General features: G+C 76.9%; 16 protein-coding genes and 1 pseudogene. 9 read left to right on the top strand and 8 right to left on the bottom strand.

The annotated features are described in order from the left end of the window. A pseudogene (locus AB0E83_RS08205) lies at positions 1 to 239 on the top strand (hypothetical protein); the annotation flags it as partial. 90 nt (positions 240 to 329) lie between these two features. Next, complete coding sequence (gene thpR, locus AB0E83_RS08200; RefSeq protein ID WP_362107696.1) at positions 330 to 911, top strand: RNA 2',3'-cyclic phosphodiesterase; 582 nt, start codon at positions 330 to 332, stop codon at positions 909 to 911. Positions 912 to 952: 41 nt separating this feature from the next. Here thpR and AB0E83_RS08195 read toward each other — a convergent pair whose 3' ends face one another. Next, a complete protein-coding gene (locus tag AB0E83_RS08195; protein ID WP_362107693.1) occupies positions 953 to 1,813 on the bottom strand; it encodes a maleylpyruvate isomerase family mycothiol-dependent enzyme in 861 nt (286 codons plus the stop codon). A 74-nt stretch (positions 1,814 to 1,887) separates the two neighbouring features. Next, entirely contained in the window at positions 1,888 to 2,538 is a 651-nt protein-coding gene (locus tag AB0E83_RS08190; protein ID WP_362107717.1) for an ankyrin repeat domain-containing protein, read from the bottom strand. Between the two features lie 710 nt (positions 2,539 to 3,248). Between AB0E83_RS08190 and AB0E83_RS08185 the strand changes: the two genes are divergently transcribed. After that, positions 3,249 to 3,911, top strand: a complete 663-nt coding sequence (locus AB0E83_RS08185) for an aspartate/glutamate racemase family protein (RefSeq protein ID WP_362107690.1) — start codon at positions 3,249 to 3,251, stop codon at positions 3,909 to 3,911. Between the two features lie 70 nt (positions 3,912 to 3,981). Next, positions 3,982 to 4,299, top strand: coding sequence for an SH3 domain-containing protein (locus AB0E83_RS08180; protein WP_362107687.1), 318 nt, complete (start codon positions 3,982 to 3,984; stop codon positions 4,297 to 4,299). Here the strand turns inward: AB0E83_RS08180 and AB0E83_RS08175 are convergent. Continuing rightward, positions 4,296 to 4,676, bottom strand: coding sequence for a VOC family protein (locus AB0E83_RS08175; protein WP_362107684.1), 381 nt, complete (start codon positions 4,674 to 4,676; stop codon positions 4,296 to 4,298). The two genes, AB0E83_RS08180 and AB0E83_RS08175, sit on opposite strands and share 4 nt — an antisense overlap. 47 nt (positions 4,677 to 4,723) lie before the next feature. Next, positions 4,724 to 5,392 carry a hypothetical protein gene (locus AB0E83_RS08170; protein ID WP_362107681.1) on the bottom strand — a complete coding sequence of 223 codons (669 nt, stop codon included), beginning with the start codon at positions 5,390 to 5,392 and terminating at the stop codon, positions 4,724 to 4,726. 312 nt (positions 5,393 to 5,704) lie between these two features. Here AB0E83_RS08170 and AB0E83_RS08165 point away from each other — a divergent pair, with 312 nt between their 5' ends. The 3 genes from AB0E83_RS08165 to AB0E83_RS08155 all read left to right on the top strand — a co-directional run bounded on the left by AB0E83_RS08165 (position 5,705) and on the right by AB0E83_RS08155 (position 8,811). Beyond that, positions 5,705 to 5,884, top strand: a complete 180-nt coding sequence (locus AB0E83_RS08165) for a hypothetical protein (protein WP_362107678.1) — start codon at positions 5,705 to 5,707, stop codon at positions 5,882 to 5,884. Positions 5,885 to 5,969: 85 nt separating this feature from the next. Next, the gene (locus AB0E83_RS08160; RefSeq protein WP_362107675.1) at positions 5,970 to 8,249 is read left to right on the top strand and encodes a helix-turn-helix domain-containing protein; all 2,280 of its coding nucleotides are present in this window, start codon (positions 5,970 to 5,972) and stop codon (positions 8,247 to 8,249) included. 10 nt (positions 8,250 to 8,259) lie between these two features. Continuing rightward, on the top strand, positions 8,260 to 8,811 hold the full coding sequence (locus tag AB0E83_RS08155; RefSeq protein ID WP_362107714.1) for an XRE family transcriptional regulator: 552 nt from the start codon (positions 8,260 to 8,262) through the stop codon (positions 8,809 to 8,811). A 102-nt stretch (positions 8,812 to 8,913) separates the two neighbouring features. On the opposite strand, the gene AB0E83_RS08150 is transcribed toward AB0E83_RS08155, so the two are convergent. Both AB0E83_RS08150 and AB0E83_RS08145 read right to left on the bottom strand, forming a co-directional pair. Further along, complete coding sequence (locus AB0E83_RS08150) at positions 8,914 to 9,555, bottom strand: beta-glucanase (RefSeq protein WP_362107672.1); 642 nt, start codon at positions 9,553 to 9,555, stop codon at positions 8,914 to 8,916. Between the two features lie 321 nt (positions 9,556 to 9,876). Further along, positions 9,877 to 10,254, bottom strand: a complete 378-nt coding sequence (locus AB0E83_RS08145) for a VOC family protein (protein WP_362107669.1) — start codon at positions 10,252 to 10,254, stop codon at positions 9,877 to 9,879. 361 nt (positions 10,255 to 10,615) lie between these two features. Between AB0E83_RS08145 and AB0E83_RS08140 the strand changes: the two genes are divergently transcribed. Further along, entirely contained in the window at positions 10,616 to 12,352 is a 1,737-nt protein-coding gene (locus tag AB0E83_RS08140; RefSeq protein ID WP_362107666.1) for a serine/threonine-protein kinase, read from the top strand. A gap of 149 nt (positions 12,353 to 12,501) precedes the next feature. Continuing rightward, the gene (locus AB0E83_RS08135) at positions 12,502 to 13,248 is read left to right on the top strand and encodes a hypothetical protein (protein WP_362107664.1); all 747 of its coding nucleotides are present in this window, start codon (positions 12,502 to 12,504) and stop codon (positions 13,246 to 13,248) included. On the opposite strand, the gene AB0E83_RS08130 is transcribed toward AB0E83_RS08135, so the two are convergent. Next, positions 13,232 to 14,122 carry an ABC transporter permease gene (locus tag AB0E83_RS08130; protein ID WP_362107661.1) on the bottom strand — a complete coding sequence of 297 codons (891 nt, stop codon included), beginning with the start codon at positions 14,120 to 14,122 and terminating at the stop codon, positions 13,232 to 13,234. The genes AB0E83_RS08135 and AB0E83_RS08130 overlap by 17 nt on opposite strands. Beyond that, the gene (locus AB0E83_RS08125; protein WP_362107658.1) at positions 14,119 to 15,153 is read right to left on the bottom strand and encodes an ATP-binding cassette domain-containing protein; all 1,035 of its coding nucleotides are present in this window, start codon (positions 15,151 to 15,153) and stop codon (positions 14,119 to 14,121) included. The genes AB0E83_RS08130 and AB0E83_RS08125 overlap by 4 nt, the downstream gene beginning before the upstream one ends. Between the last annotated feature and the right edge of the window lie 162 nt (positions 15,154 to 15,315).

Genomic DNA, 15,315 nt, shown 5'->3' with positions numbered 1-15,315 from the left:
TGCGCCCAGTGCCCCGAGAGCTCGTACAGCTCCCGTTTGCCGAGCACGGGCGAGTACACGTGCCGGTACCCGGCCCGCCGCTCGGCGTCCCGGACCCCTCCGACACCCTGGCCGGCGTCAAGCCCGTCGGCGAGTGGCTCGGGGACGACCTCGACCCGTGGACCCCGCCGGCCCCCCACCAGATCAAGCCCCTCGGCCCGCCGCCGGGCGGAGCGCCGGTCGCCGACGGAGACTGGTGAGCCGGGCGGGTCCCGGTACGCGCGGCCGCACCGGCCCCGTACCGGGACCCGCCCGCACGGCCCGGCACCCGGCACGGTACGAAGACACCTGTGAACGACACGCCCCCGCCCGCGACCATCCGCGTCTTCATCGCCCTGGCACCGCCCGACGAGGCCAAGGACGAGCTCGCCCGCGCCCTCGCCCCCGCCTACGCGGCCCACCCCGGCATGCGCTGGAACCGCATCGAGGACTGGCACATCACCCTGGCCTTCCTCGGCGAGCTGCCCGTCGCCGCCGTGCCGTGCCTGCACGCGCCCCTCGCGGAGCTCGCGGCGGCCCGCCGCCCCCTCGGCCTCTCGCTCCGGGGCGGCGGCCACTTCGACTCCCGGGTCCTGTGGAGCGGCGTCGCCGGTGACGTCCCCGGCCTCCACCGCCTCGCCGACGAGGTGCGCGCCCTGGTGAAGGAGGCCGGCATCCCGTACGAGGGGCGGCCGCTGCGCCCCCACCTCACCCTGGCCCGCGCCCGCCGGGGCGACCTCACCGGCGTCCCGGCCGCGGCTGGCGTCCTCGACGGCTTCGAGGGCCGGCCCTGGCCTGCCGCCCGCCTCCACCTCGTCGGCAGCGACGACGCCCGGGGCCCGGCCCCGGTCCGCTACCAGGACATCGTCTCCTGGCCGTTCACCGGCGCCTGACCCCCGGCCGGACCCGGACGACGACGGCCCGGGACGGGGTCTCAGGGCGCCGGGACCAGTTCGCTCAGCCGCGGGGCGAGCCACGGCCTGCGGCCGCCGGCCCGCATCCGGCCCAGCGCGACCGCCTTCCAGACCGGCTCGCGGCCGAAGGAGACGAGCAGGAACGCCGTCGGTTCCGCCGTGATCCGGCAGTCGTACGGGCGCGGCGCGGGGTCCCGGGTCACGGTGGCGGCGCCGTCCGCCACCACGACGGCGAGCCGCGGACCTCCCTTGACGGCCAGGTCGAAGGCGATCCGCACGCCCTTCGCCCTCTCGGCGTCGAGGGCGAGCGGCATCATCGTCACCAGCGCCTGCCCGATCACCAGGGACGCCTCCGCCGGGGCGATGGACCACCGCCGCCGCGCGCCGCGCGCGATGTCGAGGCCGTGCACCAGGGTCTCGCCGAGCATCAGGCCGGTCGCCGCCGCCAGCGGCACCGTCCGGCCGGGCCCGTACCAGGGCGCGGGGACGGGCGTCTCGGGGGCGAGCCCCGCCGAGTCCCGCAGAAAGGCCGCGCCGTGCTCGGCGAGGAGCGTCCCCAGCCGCTTCCGCTCGTCCCCGGCGACGAGGCCGACGGACAGCGCGTTCACGGCGGCGATCCGCTCGCCGAACGTCCCCTCCCGCCCCCTCGGCAGGGCGTCCCAGTCGACGCTCCCGTCACCGGTCACGGCCGCCCCGTAGGCGAGGTACACGGCCGCGAGGTGCGCGCCGACGTCCCCCACGGACCACCCGGGGAGCCGTGACGGCACCTCCAGGTCGCCGATCCCGCCCACCAGTTCCACCAGCCGCCCGACCGCGGCCTCCAGCGCGGCCCGCGCCCGCCCGTGCTCGGCCACCGGATCGAAAGCCGTGACGACACCCATGCGTTCTCCCCCCGATGCAGTGGACGGGCCCGCACGTTACCGTTCGGTAGGGCCGGGCGGCAGGGGGCCGCGCGTCACGAACGGGACACGGGCGCGGCCGCCGGCCCCGGGGGCCCGCCGGGCCGGCGGACGGCGGAGAGCAGGCCGGCGATCTCGCGGAGGCCGCGCCGCTCGGCGTGCCGCAGCGGGGTGACGCCGTCGTGGTCGGGGAGGTGGGGCGCGGCGCCGGCGCTGATGAGGAGCTCCACGACCTCCTGGTGCGCGGGGCCGCCGTCGCCGAGGACGACCGCCTCCAGCAGGGCGGTCCAGCCGAGCCGGTTGACGTGGTCGACGTCGATGTCGGTGGCGCGGAGCACGGCCCGCACGTAGTCGACGTGACCGCGTTCGGCGGCGGGGATGAGACTGGTGCCGCCGAAGCGGTTGGTGAGCGTCACGTCGGGGGCGGGGTCGGCGGCCAGCAGCACCCGCATCATCGGGACGCTGCCGGTCACGCCGGTGACCAGCCACGGGGTGTCCTCGCGGTCGTCCCGCGCGTTCGGATCGGCGCCGGCGGCGACCAGGGCCGCGGCGGCCGCCACGCGGTCCTCCGCCGCGGCGATCAGCAGCGGGGTGCGGTCGTGCTCGTCGCGGCCTTCGAGGGCGGCTCCGTCGGCGAGGGCCGCGCGCACCGCGTCGGCGTCGTCGTTCCGTACGGCGGCCCGAAGGGCCAGGTCGGCAGCGGACATGGGGTTCCTCCTCAGGAGGGTCGGGCGGTGCAGCGCGTGGACGGCGGTCCTGACGCCGGTCCGCACGGCCACCGCCCAGCCGGCCCGGACGCCGGCGCGCAGCCGGGCGGGGTCGAGGAGCGGGGGCCGCGCGGCACGGGGGGCCGTGCGCGCCGCCGGTGCGGGGGCGGGGGTCTCGTCCGGGGAACGCATCAGCGGGGAGCCGGTGCCGGCCGGGCCGCACCGCCCGTCAGCAGACGGGCGCGCCTCGGGAACTGCTGCACGGTCGGTCACTCCTCGGACTGGTACGGGGGAGGGGGCGGGCGGCGGCCGGAGGCCGCCAGGCCGTCCCGCTCCGCACTCCATCGTGGGCCCGCGCCCCGGCCGCTCGCGTCGGCCCGGCGGCTCCATGATGCGGGCGGACGGCCGAGGCGCGGGTCGACCGATCGGTGGATGCGCCCACCCGCGCCCGTGCGCCGGCACGCGGGGGAAACGGCATGCGCCCCGGAGGGCGAGCTCCCGGAACTCTTGGCGCGGTCGCGGCAACGCAATCCACCTTCCGTAGGCTGGAAGGAGAATTCCACATATCGAAGCCCGGTGTTCCTTCCGGAGCGCCGTGCCCGGCCAGGAAGGACCCCCATGGAAGCCTCCCCACCAGAACCGTCCTCACGGAGGCGAGCCCCCGTCACCGCCGACCGGAGGACGGCCCCGACCGGGAAGGAGACGGACGCGTGACCCTCGTCGCCCTCCTCAACCCGAACACCGACGGGGCCACCACCGCGATGATGGCCGCCATCGCCCGCCGCACCCTGCGCCCCGAGGACGGCTACGAGGTCCGGGGCGTCACCGTCGCCGCCGGCCCGCCGATGCTCGTCGACGAGGAGGCCCTGCGCGCCTCGGTCCGCCACGTCCTCGACGCGGCGGACCGCCTCCTCGCGGGCCCGGACCGCGTGGCCGCGTTCGTCGTCAGCGCCTTCGGGGACCCCGGCGTCGAGGAACTCCGCGCCCGCACCGCCGTCCCCGTCGTCGGCATCGCGGAAGCCGCCCTGAGGGAGGCCGGCGCGGACGGCCGCCGCTTCGGCATCGTCACCACCACCCCCGGCCTGGCCGCCGCCGTCGACGCCCGCGTGGCCCGCCTCGGCTGGTCCGCGCAGTACACCGGCACCCGCCTCACCCCCGGCGACCCCCGCCGACTGGCCGCGACCCCCGGGGAGATGACGGAGCGTCTGGCCGCGGCGGTCGACCGCTGCGTCGAGGACGACGGCGCCGAGGCGGTCGTCATCGGCGGCGGCCCCCTCGGCGAAGCCGCCGAAGCCCTCCGCCACCGCTCCCCGGTCCCGGTCGTCGGCCCGATCCCCGCCGCGAGCGGAGAGGTCCTGCGGCTCCTGGCGTGAACCCGAAGGAGTGACAGCCGGGCCGGGGCCGTGACACCCGGAGGGGGCGGGCGGTTGCGGGGGCATGCGCATGACGCCGATTCTCGGGGTGACGCTGACCGCCGTGTTCCTGGCGGCCGTCGCCCCCGCGCCCGCCGCGCCGGAAGGACCCGACCCGTGTGGGCACGAGGCCACCGGCGCGACGCCCCTCCGCACCGGGGCGAGCGCGTCCCACCGGTCCCTCGGAACGCTCCGGCCCGGCGACGAGGTCACGGTGCTGCGCGAGTCGGGGGAGTGGTACCGGGTCGTCCTGGACGCCCGCTCCCGCGCGGGACTGCGCGCCGGCACGGAGGGCTGGGCGGCGGAGCGGCACCTGAGGGCGCGCGCCTGCGCCCGCCCGGGCGGCTAACCGGCCGCCGCGCGGTCGGAGTCGCTGCGCAGGACGCAGAACTCGTTGCCCTCGGGGTCCGCCAGGACGGCCCAGCCGGCGCCGTCCGGTTCCCGCAGGTCGTTCACCAGGGTGGCCCCGAGGCCCAGCAGCCGCTCGACCTCCGCGTCGCGCGAGGTCGTCGGGCGCAGGCACAGGTGGAGCCGGTTCTTGACCGTCTTCGGCTCCGGGACCCGGTTGAAGTACAGGACCGGGCCCTCCGGGAGCAGCACCTGCGTCTCCCGGGCGCCCGGGGCGTCCTCCGGATGCAGCGGACCCCCCGTCACCGCACTCCAGAACCGGGCCAGTTCATACGGATCCGCACAGTCGACCGCCACGTTCTGCACCACCGAGATCATGCCGGTGATCATGCCCGAGGGCCGCTCGCTCCGCCACCGTGCGGGCCTCAGGCCTTCGAGGCCGGGTCGTCCGGGCCGCAGGAGAGGCGCGCCGCCGCCTGCGCGGGACCGCTGTCCTCCAGCGTTTCCGCCGGTTCGCCGCAGTCGAGGACGCCCGTGCCGGCGACGGTCCAGCCGACGGCACGGCCCGTGGAGACGGCACCGCCCGGGCAGGTGTGGCGGAAGCCGGCGACGACCTCGCGCACATAGGCGTAGTCGACGAGGGTGCCGGGGCCGTCGACGTCGGTGCGGGAGTCGTCGAGGCCGGGTGCGCGCCGGCCGGCCTCGGCGAAGGCGCCGTCCTCGCCGCCGCCGACGCGGGCGCCGAGCGAGCGCAGCGCCGCGGCGGCGTGGACCGCCGGGCCCGTCTCCGTCGTCACGGCGGTACGCGGGGTGTGCAGGCGCCGCACCGGGTTGGTGAGCCTTCCGCCGCCCTCGCCGAGCGTCTGCTTCTCCGCGACGCCCGTGAGGACGTCCCGCTGGGCGATGTCGAACCAGTCGTACGTGCCGTCCGCACAGGCCGCGGGCGCGGTGATCCCGCCCGCGGCGGGCCGCTGCGGCGCGGCGGCCCGGTCGTCGCCGCCGGACGTGCAGGCCGTCGTGCCGGCGAGCAGCGCGGCCAGGGCGGCGCGGGCCGCCCACCGCCGCTTCGTGTTCCGCGTGATCGTCGTGGTCATGAGGTCCCCCCCGTGGCGCCATGGTCGGTGGCTGCCCCGACCCTGCCCGTCACGGACCGTGGGGCGCAAGCGACTTGAGGAACACGTGAGCGTGCGGGCCGGGGCGGCGCGGGCCGGTACGCGAAGAGGTCGACGGTGTGCGCGGCCGGCTCCGGATCGCCCCCGACGGCGGGGACCGGCGGGGCCGTACCCCTCGTCGGCGACCGGGAAGACGGCACCTGCGCCGACACCCCGGTCCTGACCGCGTCCCGGCCGCGTCCGTCTCACAGGATCCCGGCCCGTCGGGTCGTCCCGATCCCGTGGCGCGTACGGGTGTCGACGACGACCGTCTCGACCCCGGCGCGGCCGACCAGGTGCGCCGGCACCAGGCCCACCGGCCCCGTCCGGCCGATCCGCACCGGCGCCGTCCTCGGCCTCCTCGCCTCCGACGAGGCGCCGGCCCTCGCCGCCGCCCGGGGGAGGGAGCTCGCGGGGCCGGAGCGCACGGCCTGACGCGGACGTCACCTCACCCGGACGGCGGCAAAGCCGCGGCTATATCCAGGGCTAAATCCGATAGGGTCGGAGTGGAGGTGGCCCGGTGCCCAAGGAAGAGGACCTGTTCAAGGCCGTGGAAGCGCTGCTGGCGGGCGGGCCGGAGTTTCCCGCCCCCGCCGAGCGCGCCCGGTTGCGCGAGGCGGCCGGCGTCACGCAGGCCGCGCTCGCCGGCGTGCTCGACACCACGACGCAGACGGTGAAGAACTGGGAGTCGGGGCGCAGCGAGCCCCGCCCGCCGCGCCGCGGCCCGTACCTGGCCCTGCTGGAGGGCTGGGCCCAGAGGTACCCGGCGGACGGCGGCACGACCGAAACCCCCGCGCCCCCGGTGTCGCCCGCGCCCTCCGCGCCCGCGGAGCCCTCGCGCACGGTGACGGCCGGCGTACCGGCCCCGGCGGAGGCGGTGGAGACGGCGGAGGCGCGGAAGCCGGTAGCGGAGGGCACCGCCCGGCCCGGGGCACCGGCCGCGGCGCAGGCGCCGACGGCCCCGAAGGCACCCGCCGCCAGGAAGGCGCCGGCGACCGGAAGGCCGGCCGCCGCCAGGAAGACCGCGGCGGGAACGGCGCCGCGCGCCGCCGATCCCCGCTTCGCCCACGGCCCCCTCGCCGTCGTCGACATCGACACCGATGCCGACGCCGGCGGGCAGGCGTCCGCGTACTGCGTCGACGGCCTGGTCCTCGACGTCCCCGCCCGGTCGCTGCCCGCACTCGTGGAGTGGGCCCTCACCGAGGCCCGTCTCGGGGCGGAACGGCTGGACGGCTGGGGCCGGGACGCGGACCCGCTGCTCGTCCTGACCCCGGCCGCGCTGGAGTTCTACGGCCTGCCGGCCGAACTGACCGACGACGAGCGGATCGCGGGCCGGCTCCCCGCCGACCACCCGGCCGTCAAGGAGATCGAGCGGGCCGACTGGCGGCTGACCCGGCGCGGCTTCGGCCCGTGGGCCAGGATCTACCGGCCCGCCCAGGGCGGCCGCCGCCTCTGCGTCCAGCTGTGCCTCCCGTCCTGGCGGGCGCTCGACACCCGCTCGTGGGGGCACGCCGCCGACCTGCCGCCCGCCGGACTCGCCCGCGTCCTGGGCCTGTACGCCGCGCGGGTGATGACCCCGCGCGGCTCCACCGCCGTCACCGGCCTGGAGCTGATGACCGCGCTGCGCCCGCCGACCCGCGCCTCCGAGCCGGACGCCGACGGCCGCCGCCACAGCGTCCACAACCCCGGCTCGCTGGGCAAGGACCCGATGGACCCGCCGCCGTGCGAGGCGATCGACGGCCACCCGGTCCTCGCCGGCCTCCCGCGCTTCCACGTCCGCGGTCCCCGGGAGCGGATCTTCGAGGAGGCGTACGACTGGGCGCGGGAGCTGACCGACGAGGAGTGCCTCAAGCCCCACCTCGTCGGCATCGACGTCAACATGGCCTTCGGCGCCGCCGCGAACGGCGCCGTCGTCGGCCTCGCCCAGCCGCCCGTCCACGTCACCGCCCCCGCCTTCGACCCGGCGGTGCCGGGCGCGTGGCTGGTCGACCTCTCCCACGTCGACCTCTCCCACGTCAAGGTGGGCAAGCAGTGGACGCGGCTCCGCGGCGACCTGCTGCCCAGCCCCTTCACCCCCACCGGCGAGACCCCGGCCGGCCCCGCCTGGTACGCCACCCCCACCGTCGCCTACGCCGTCGAACTCGGCTACGAGGTCGCCCCCGTGGAGGCGTGGCTGCGCCCGTCGGCCGGGCGCTACCTCGACGACTGGTACAAGCGCCTGCGGGACGCGTACGTGGCGACGATGACGGACCTCGGCGTCGGGGAGAAGACGAGCCCGGCCGACTACCTGGCGGCGATGGACGGCCACAAGGGCCGCGACCCCGAGGCGGCGATCGTCCTCGACGCCATCAAGAACACCGTCAAGGGCGGCATCGGCAAGCTCCAGGAGAAGGCCCGCGGCGGCGGCTGGCGGCCGGGCCGGCCCTGGCCGGCCCTGGCCCGCCCGACCTGGCGGCCGGACATCCGCGCGGTCGTGATCTCCCGCGCCCGGACCAACATGCACCGCAAGATGCTCGCGCTCGCCGCCGCCACCGGCAGCTACCCGGTCGCGGTCCTCTCCGACTGCGCCGTGTACGCCGCCGACGGCCCCTCCCCGCTCGACCTCCTGCCGTACACCCCGGACGGCAGGACGATCCCCGGCTCCTTCCGCGTCGGGGTCTCCCCGGGCATGGTCAAGCACGAGGGCACCCGGACGCCGCTGTGGGCCGAGGAACTCCGCGAGGAGACCCGGGACCCGCTGCTGAACCTGGCCCGCTACATCAAGACCGGCGTCAGCACCGGCCCGGACTCGGGGGAGTAGACCCATGGTGGTGACATCGGTCGGCGAGGGCCTGGACCGGGTCCTCGACAAGGCGGTCACCCGCAGGCCGCCGCGGTCCGCGGGCGCGCAGATGCGGTTCCTGGTGAGACAGCTCAAGGGCACCAAGGCGGTCGCCGAAGCGCTCGGGATCTCCCAGCGCACCGTCGAGCGGTACGTGAAGGACCAGATCAGGAAGCCCCGCCCGGAACTGGCGGCCCGCCTGCGGGAGGAGACCCGCAGACGCTGGCAGCCGAGGGTGAAGGCGAAGGCCCGGAAGGCCGCCGGCACCACCGACGGCCTGATGATCGACCTCCGCGCCAGCCTCGGTTACGACGCCCCCGCCGGCACCACCGACGAGGCCCGCGAACGCCACCTCACCCTCGCCCTGCCCCCGCACCACGCCGAGCGGATCTTCGCCGCCCAGGAACGCGGCGAGCACGACATGCGCCGGGCCGTCGCCGACGCCCTGAAGGACGTCTACTTCCAGCAGCGCGGCACCCGCGCCGCGAGCCTGGAGGAGGTGCGCATGCTGAACGTCGAGCACATCGAGTTCGACCTGTGAGCGTGCCCGCCGTCCAGCCGGGGGAACACCGGGCCGCCGGCCCGGCCGCGGTCCACGACCGGACCGCCCGGGCCCGCGCCCGGCCGGGTCCCGGCCGGGCCGTCAACGGCGGCGGAACACCCGCAGGTCGGCCACCTCGAACGACATCTCGCGGGTCTCCGGATCGGGCGCGGGGTGGTACCGGCCGGCGCACACGGAGAGGTTGACGATCAGGAAGGCGTGCCAGGACCGGCCGACCCCGCGTCCATCGGCGAACACCTCGGTGTCGTTCACCCACCACACCACGGACCGGGCGCCGAACTCGGTCCGCAGCTCCACCCAGCCGCCGGGGCGCACAGCGGGGGAGCGGTGGTAGTGGTGGGTGCCGGCCACCCGGTTGGAGAGTTCCAGCAGGTCGGGGTTGTCCGGGTGGTACTCGAAGACGTCGACCTCCTGCCCGCCGTCGCGCCACGTCCAGACGGCCGGCCAGGCCCCCGTCTCCTCGGGCAGCCGCACCCGCGCCTCCAGCACGTCGCCGGTCCGCACCTCGAAGGCCCGGTCGCTGCCCTCCGTGGTGAGCAGCCCAGTGTCCCACAGCCCGTCACGGCGCCGGGTCGCCCGGAAGACACCGGAACGGCTGTACGCGGGGTCCGCCACCAGGTGGTCCAGCTTGTTGTCGCGGGGATTGACCGGCCCGCCCCCCGGATAGGCCCAGGACCGCCCGGCGACCCACTCCTCGGGCGACCCGAAGTCCGCGGTGAGCACCGGCTCGCCGGAAAGGGGTGGCTCGCCGGGGGGAGTCGGTCCACCGGGAAGGGACGGTCCACCGGGGGGAGTCGGTCCACCGGGGAGAGCCGGTCCATCGGTGAGCGGAGGTTCGTCGGGGAGGGGAGGGAAGGGCATGGCGGCTCCAGAGGTCCCGAGGGCGACGACGGCGGGCGGCGGGTGGATGGCGGACGGACGGCGGAACGACGCTCTCCGCCATGACTCCCCCCTCTCGCCCCGCCCATGCGGAACCCCCGGTTCCTTGGCGAGAACTCGTCACCGTCCGACCCCGCGGAGAGCCGGACCGGACCGGGTCCGGCCTCAGTCCCGTACGAGACAGAACGGATGGCCCGCCGGGTCGGCGAGGACCCGCCAACCGCGCCCGCCGTCACCGCCGTCGAGCAGGGTGGCCCCCAGGCCGAGGGCCTCCGCCTGCGCGCGGTCCAGGTCCTCGACCCCCAGGTCGAGGTGGAACTGCTGCGGGTGCGCGGGGTCCGGCCAGCGCGGCGGCCGGTGGTCCGCTACCCGCTGGAAGGCCAGGACGAGCCCGCCGTCGGTGTGCAGGGTCGACCAGTCGTCGTCGACCGACCAGCGGGGATCGGGCCGGTCCACCTCCCCGCCGAGGAGCGACCGGTAGAACTCCGACAGCTCCCGGACGTCCGGACAGTCCAGCACGACGCACTGCAACGTGGCGATCATGCGGGCAGCGTAGAACAACGGCCCGCCCCCGCCCACCCGTCCGTGCCCGCGGGCCGCCTCCTGCGCGGCTGTGACCCCGCGGCCGGCGGCGGACTCGAACGGGCCGGCCTTTGGGAGGCGACGGCCGCGCTCTTCACCGGGCTGGGGGCGGCGGGGGCGCCGGCGCCCGGGCGATCGCCCCTCCGCGGGCGTACGCGACCGGCCCGGGCGGCCGGGACGCGGAGAACCGGTGCCCCCTCCGGCCGCCCGGGGCCGCCGGGTTCCGGCTTGAACGGGCCCCCGGTGTCGTCCGGGTCGCGTACCGTCGGCGGGTCGGGACCACGAGGGTCCCGGGTTCCACGGGGAGAGCGGGGTACGAGGCATGGGCGGGCCACGGCTGGAGCCGTTGCGGAGCGAGGATCCGCGGCAGCTGGGCGCCTATCGGCTGCTCGGACGGATCGGCTCCGGCGGCATGGGACGGGTCTATCTCGGACGCACGGTCAGCGGCCGGCTGGTGGCGGTGAAGACGCTGCTCGCCGAAGGGGTGCCGGAGGAGTCCGACCGGCGGCGCTTCGCCCGCGAGGTGGAGCTGGCGCGCCGCGTCACCGGGGTGTTCACGGTCGCCGTCATGGACGCGGACGCCGGTGCCGAACGGCCCTGGATGGCCACCGAGTACGTCCCGGCGCCCTCGCTCGCCGACCTCGTGCGGGAGGCGGGCCCGCTGCCGGCCCCCGCCGTGCGGTGGATCGCGGCGGGCGTGGCGGAGGCGCTGGCGGACCTGCACCGGGCGGGCGTCACGCACCGGGACGTCAAGCCCGGCAACGTCCTGCTGCCGCTGTCCGGCCCCCGCCTCATCGACTTCGGCATCTCCCAGGCCCAGGACCTGACCCGGACGACCCTGACGCTGGGCACGATCGCCTTCACCTCGCCCGAGCAGGCGCGGGGCGAGGCGTCCACGACCGCCTCCGACCTGTACTCGACGGGCGCGACGCTGCTGTACCTCGCCACGGGACGGGCGCCGTACGGGAACGTCACCGACGCCTTCCAGCTCCTGGCCCGCGTCCAGCAGGCCGACGCCGACCTCACAGGGCTGCCGCCCGAGCTCGACGGGCTGATCCGCCCGCTGCTGGCGGGCGACCCCGCCGCCCGTCCCGCCCCCGCGGCCCTCCTGGACCACTTCGTGCGGGAGCCGACCGGCGGCGGCGAACTCCTCCCCGCCGCGTGGGTGACCGCGATCCGGGCCCACCAGGACTACGCGGCACCGGCACCGGCCGCGCCTCCCGCACACGTGCCGACGCACGCACACGTGCCGACGCACGCACACGTGCCGACGCACGCGCCGGCGCCTCCGTCCACGCCGGCGCCGGAGCCGATGCCGGCCCCGGCGCCGCCGTCCGCGTATCCCGCGTACGGGACGCCCGCGCCGGCCGTGCCTCCCGCGCACCACGCCCCCACCCAGACCGCCCCGTTCCGGGCCCCCGCCCCCATGCCGGCGCCGGCGCCGGTGCCGCCCGTCTCCTCGAACGGCGGGCCGCGACGGCGGGCGGGGCGGGTGCGCGCCGTGGTGGCGGGCGCGGTCGCGCTCGCCGTGGTGGCGACCGTCGGCTATGTGGGACACCGGCAGGAGTGGTTCGGGAGCACAGGCGGCGGCGGAGGGGCCGTCGCGGTCGGCACGTGCCTGTCCAACTCCCGTCCGGGGGACGACTCCGGTTCCGCCCCGCAGGCCGTCGACTGCGCCGGTCCCGACGCCCGGACCGTCGTCACCGCCGTGGAGCAGAAGGGGAGCTGCCCCGAGGCCACCACGCCGACCGAGTACTGGGAGGCGCAACGGCTCTGCGTGGCACCGGACGTACGCGCCGGGGACTGCCTCGGCACCGAACTCGGCGACAGGGGCTCCCTCCCGGAGCTCGTCCTGTGGAGCGAGGAGCCCTGCGCGTCGGGGAAGCGGCAGCTCCTGGTGCTCCAGGTCGTCGACTCCACCGAGGGCCGGAACGACAGCGTCTCCCTCAACTGCGGTTCCGCCTGGGGGCCGGAGGAGGGCAGCTTCGCCTTCTCGGAGACGAGCAGCCTCGCGTACACCGAGACCGGCCAGGCCGACTACTGCCTCAACGCGGCCTGACCCCCGGGCCGCCGGGAAGCGCCCCGCCGTCTCCGGGAACGGCGGGGCGGGAGGGAACCGGGGCGGCGCGCGTGACGTCCTGGGCGGCAGAGCACGGCCGGGGGCCGGCCCGCGGACGAGCGGGACGGGGAACGGCGGGGATCGGGGGGATGGCGATGCGGAGACCGGCCGCCGCCGTGGTCATGGGGTGCGTCGTCCTGTCGGCGGCCTCCTGCGCGGGGCCGGCGGGCCCCGGGCGGGCGACGGCCCCGACGGGGAAGGGAACGGGGAAGGGCGTGACGGCGTCGGCGCGTCCGACGCCCTCGGCCACCGCCTCCTGGAGCGTGGAGGACGCCGTGGCCGGGGCGAACGACCGGATGCGGGCCGCCGCCACCGGGAAGAACGCCCCTTCCGGGGCGGGCCTGTTGGTCGCCGGCGCGTCGACGGGAGGGGCCCTCTTCGTCTGGGAGAGCGCGGACGAACGGTTCTGCCACGGCGCCGCGATGCGGGTCGGGATGACGACCGTGGCGTGCTTCTCCCGCCCGAACTCACCCCCGGTGGGGGAGGAACCGCGCCTGGTGCCCCTGGTCCGGATGACGGCCACGGGCTGGAACGTGGTCTTCGGCGCGGAGCACGAGACGGTCGAGTCCGTCACCTGCGACGGCGTGCCGGTGCCCGTACGGAACGTCGGGGTGATGGCGGACGGCCGCCGCACCGTCCACGCCGTCGAGTTCCCCGAGTTGACGGTCGGCACGGTGGTCGTACGGGTGAAGCGGGGCTCCCGGACCGTCTCCGAGACCCTCGAACTGGAATCGTCCGCCAGGGCCGCCGGCCGGGACTTCCCCTCCTGCGGAGCGGCCCCGGCCCGGCCCGGGAGCACCGGACCGGGACGGGTCGCCCTCACTCCGGGCGGCTGAAGCGGCGGGCCGCCCACAGCAGGGCCAGGACCCCGCAGGCCAGGAGCACGCCGGCCTCCAGGGGGAGAGGAGGCCGCCCGCCGGACCATTCGACGCCGCCGGCGGCCTCGTGACCGGGGACCCGCAGGGCGATGGAACGCCGCAGGACGTCCACGCCGTACGCCAGGGGGTTGACGGCGGCCAGGGCCTGGGTCCAGCCGGGCAGCGACGCCAGGGGGAAGAAGCCGCCGGAGAGGAAGAGGAGCGGCATCATCACCAGGCCCAGCAGGGTGTGGAACGCCTCCGGTGCGCGCAGTCCCAGGGCCAGGGCCAGGGACAGCGCGGTGATGGCGAAGGAGACGAGGACCATGCCGCCGAGGAGCAGCGCCAGCAGGACCGGGTCGTACGGGAGGCCGACCGCGCCGGCCAGGCCGAGGAGGACGGCGCCCTGGACCGTGGCCACCAGGGTCCCGCCGGCGCAACTGCCGAGCAGGAGGGTGGCGCGGCCGACGGGGGCCATCAGGAGCTCGCGGAGGTAGCCGCTCTGGCGGTCGGTGATCAGCCGGACGCCGACCATGATGGCCGGTGCCTGCACGGTCATCATCAGCATGCCGGGGAAGAGGTACGTCCGGTAGCCGACGCCCAGCGCACCGGCGGGGATGAGGGCCGCCAGGCCGCCGCCCAGGATGAAGAGGTACAGCACCGGCTGGAGCAGCATCAGCGCGGTGGAGGTGCGCTGGCGGGCGAGCCGGAGCAGGTCGCGGTGGACCAGGGCGTGGACCGCGCGCAGTTCGCGCCGGAGACGGGACGCCCGGCCGTCGGCGGCGGCGTCGGTGGCGGCGGTGCCGGTGCCAGGGCCGGTGCGGGCCGGTACCGGCGGGGTGAGCGCGGTCATCGGCCGGCCTCCGCGGGACGGGCCAGGCTGCGGCCGGTGTGGTGGAAGAAGACGTCGTCGAGGGTGGGCGGGGTCGCGGAGGCGGCGTGGACGGCGATGCCGTGGGCCTCCAGGGCCGCGCACAGGCGGGGGATCCAGGAGCTCCCCCCGGGCACCCGCAGCCAGAGCCCGTCCCCGTCCACGGTGAGGGTCCGGTCCGGCGGGGTGAGCGGGCCGACCACCCGCCGGGCGCCCTCGTCGTCGCCGGTGCGGAGCACCACCCGGTCGTCCCCGATCTCCGCCTTCACGCCCTGCGGCGTGCCCTGCGCCACCAGCCGGCCCCGGTCGATGATGGCGAGGCGGTCGCAGTGCTCCGCCTCGTCCAGGTAGTGGGTGGTGACGAACAGCGTGCTGCCGTGCCGGTCGCGCAGGCTCCGCAGGTGCTCCCAGATCCGGGCGCGGGCGTGGGGGTCGAGACCGGTGGTCGGCTCGTCCAGGAACAGCACGCCGGGGGAGTGCAGCAGCTGGCGGGCGATCTCCAGCCGGCGCCGCATGCCGCCCGACAGGGTGCGGACCGGGGAGCGCCCCCGGTCGCCCAGGTCCGCGAGGTCGAGCACCTCGGCGGTGCGCCGGCGGACCTCGGCGCGGCGGAGCCCGTACAGGCGGGCGTGGACGCGGAGGTTCTGCTCGACCGTCAGGTCCGGGTCCAGGGCGCTGTGCTGGAAGAGCAGGCCGACCCGGCGCCGGACCCGCTCGGGTTCGGCGAGCACGTCGGCGCCCGCCACCGTGGCGTGCCCCGAGGTGGGGCGGGTGAGGGCGCACAGCATCGCGATGGTCGTGGACTTGCCGGCGCCGTTGGGCCCGAGGAAGGCGAAGGTCTCGCCCCGGTGCACGTCCAGGTCCAGGCCGCGCACCGCGTGGGTGGTGGTGCCGTCCGGGCCGCGGTAGCTCTTGACCAGGCCGCGCGTGCTGATGGCGGGCACGGGTGGGGCGGCCGGCGCGTGCGGGGCGGTGGCGCGGGCGGAGTCGTGGTCACGGGCGTGCAACTGCATGCGTCGTCCTCGTCCAGGGGTCGCCGTGGGGGACCGGCCGGGCGCGCGGGGAACGGGACGGAGTGGCGCCCGCCCCCGGCACACCCGGCCGTCCGTACCGCCCGGGAGGGCGGTACGCGGCCTCGCCCCGGCCGGTGGCTGCCCCGGGACAGCCACCGACCG

The sequence above is a fragment of the Streptomyces sp. NPDC035033 genome (genome assembly GCF_040636735.1).
Taxonomy (GTDB): Bacteria; Actinomycetota; Actinomycetes; order Streptomycetales; family Streptomycetaceae; genus Streptomyces.
Note: the sequence above shows the minus strand (reverse complement) of the source record. Positions and strands in the feature narration are given on the sequence as shown.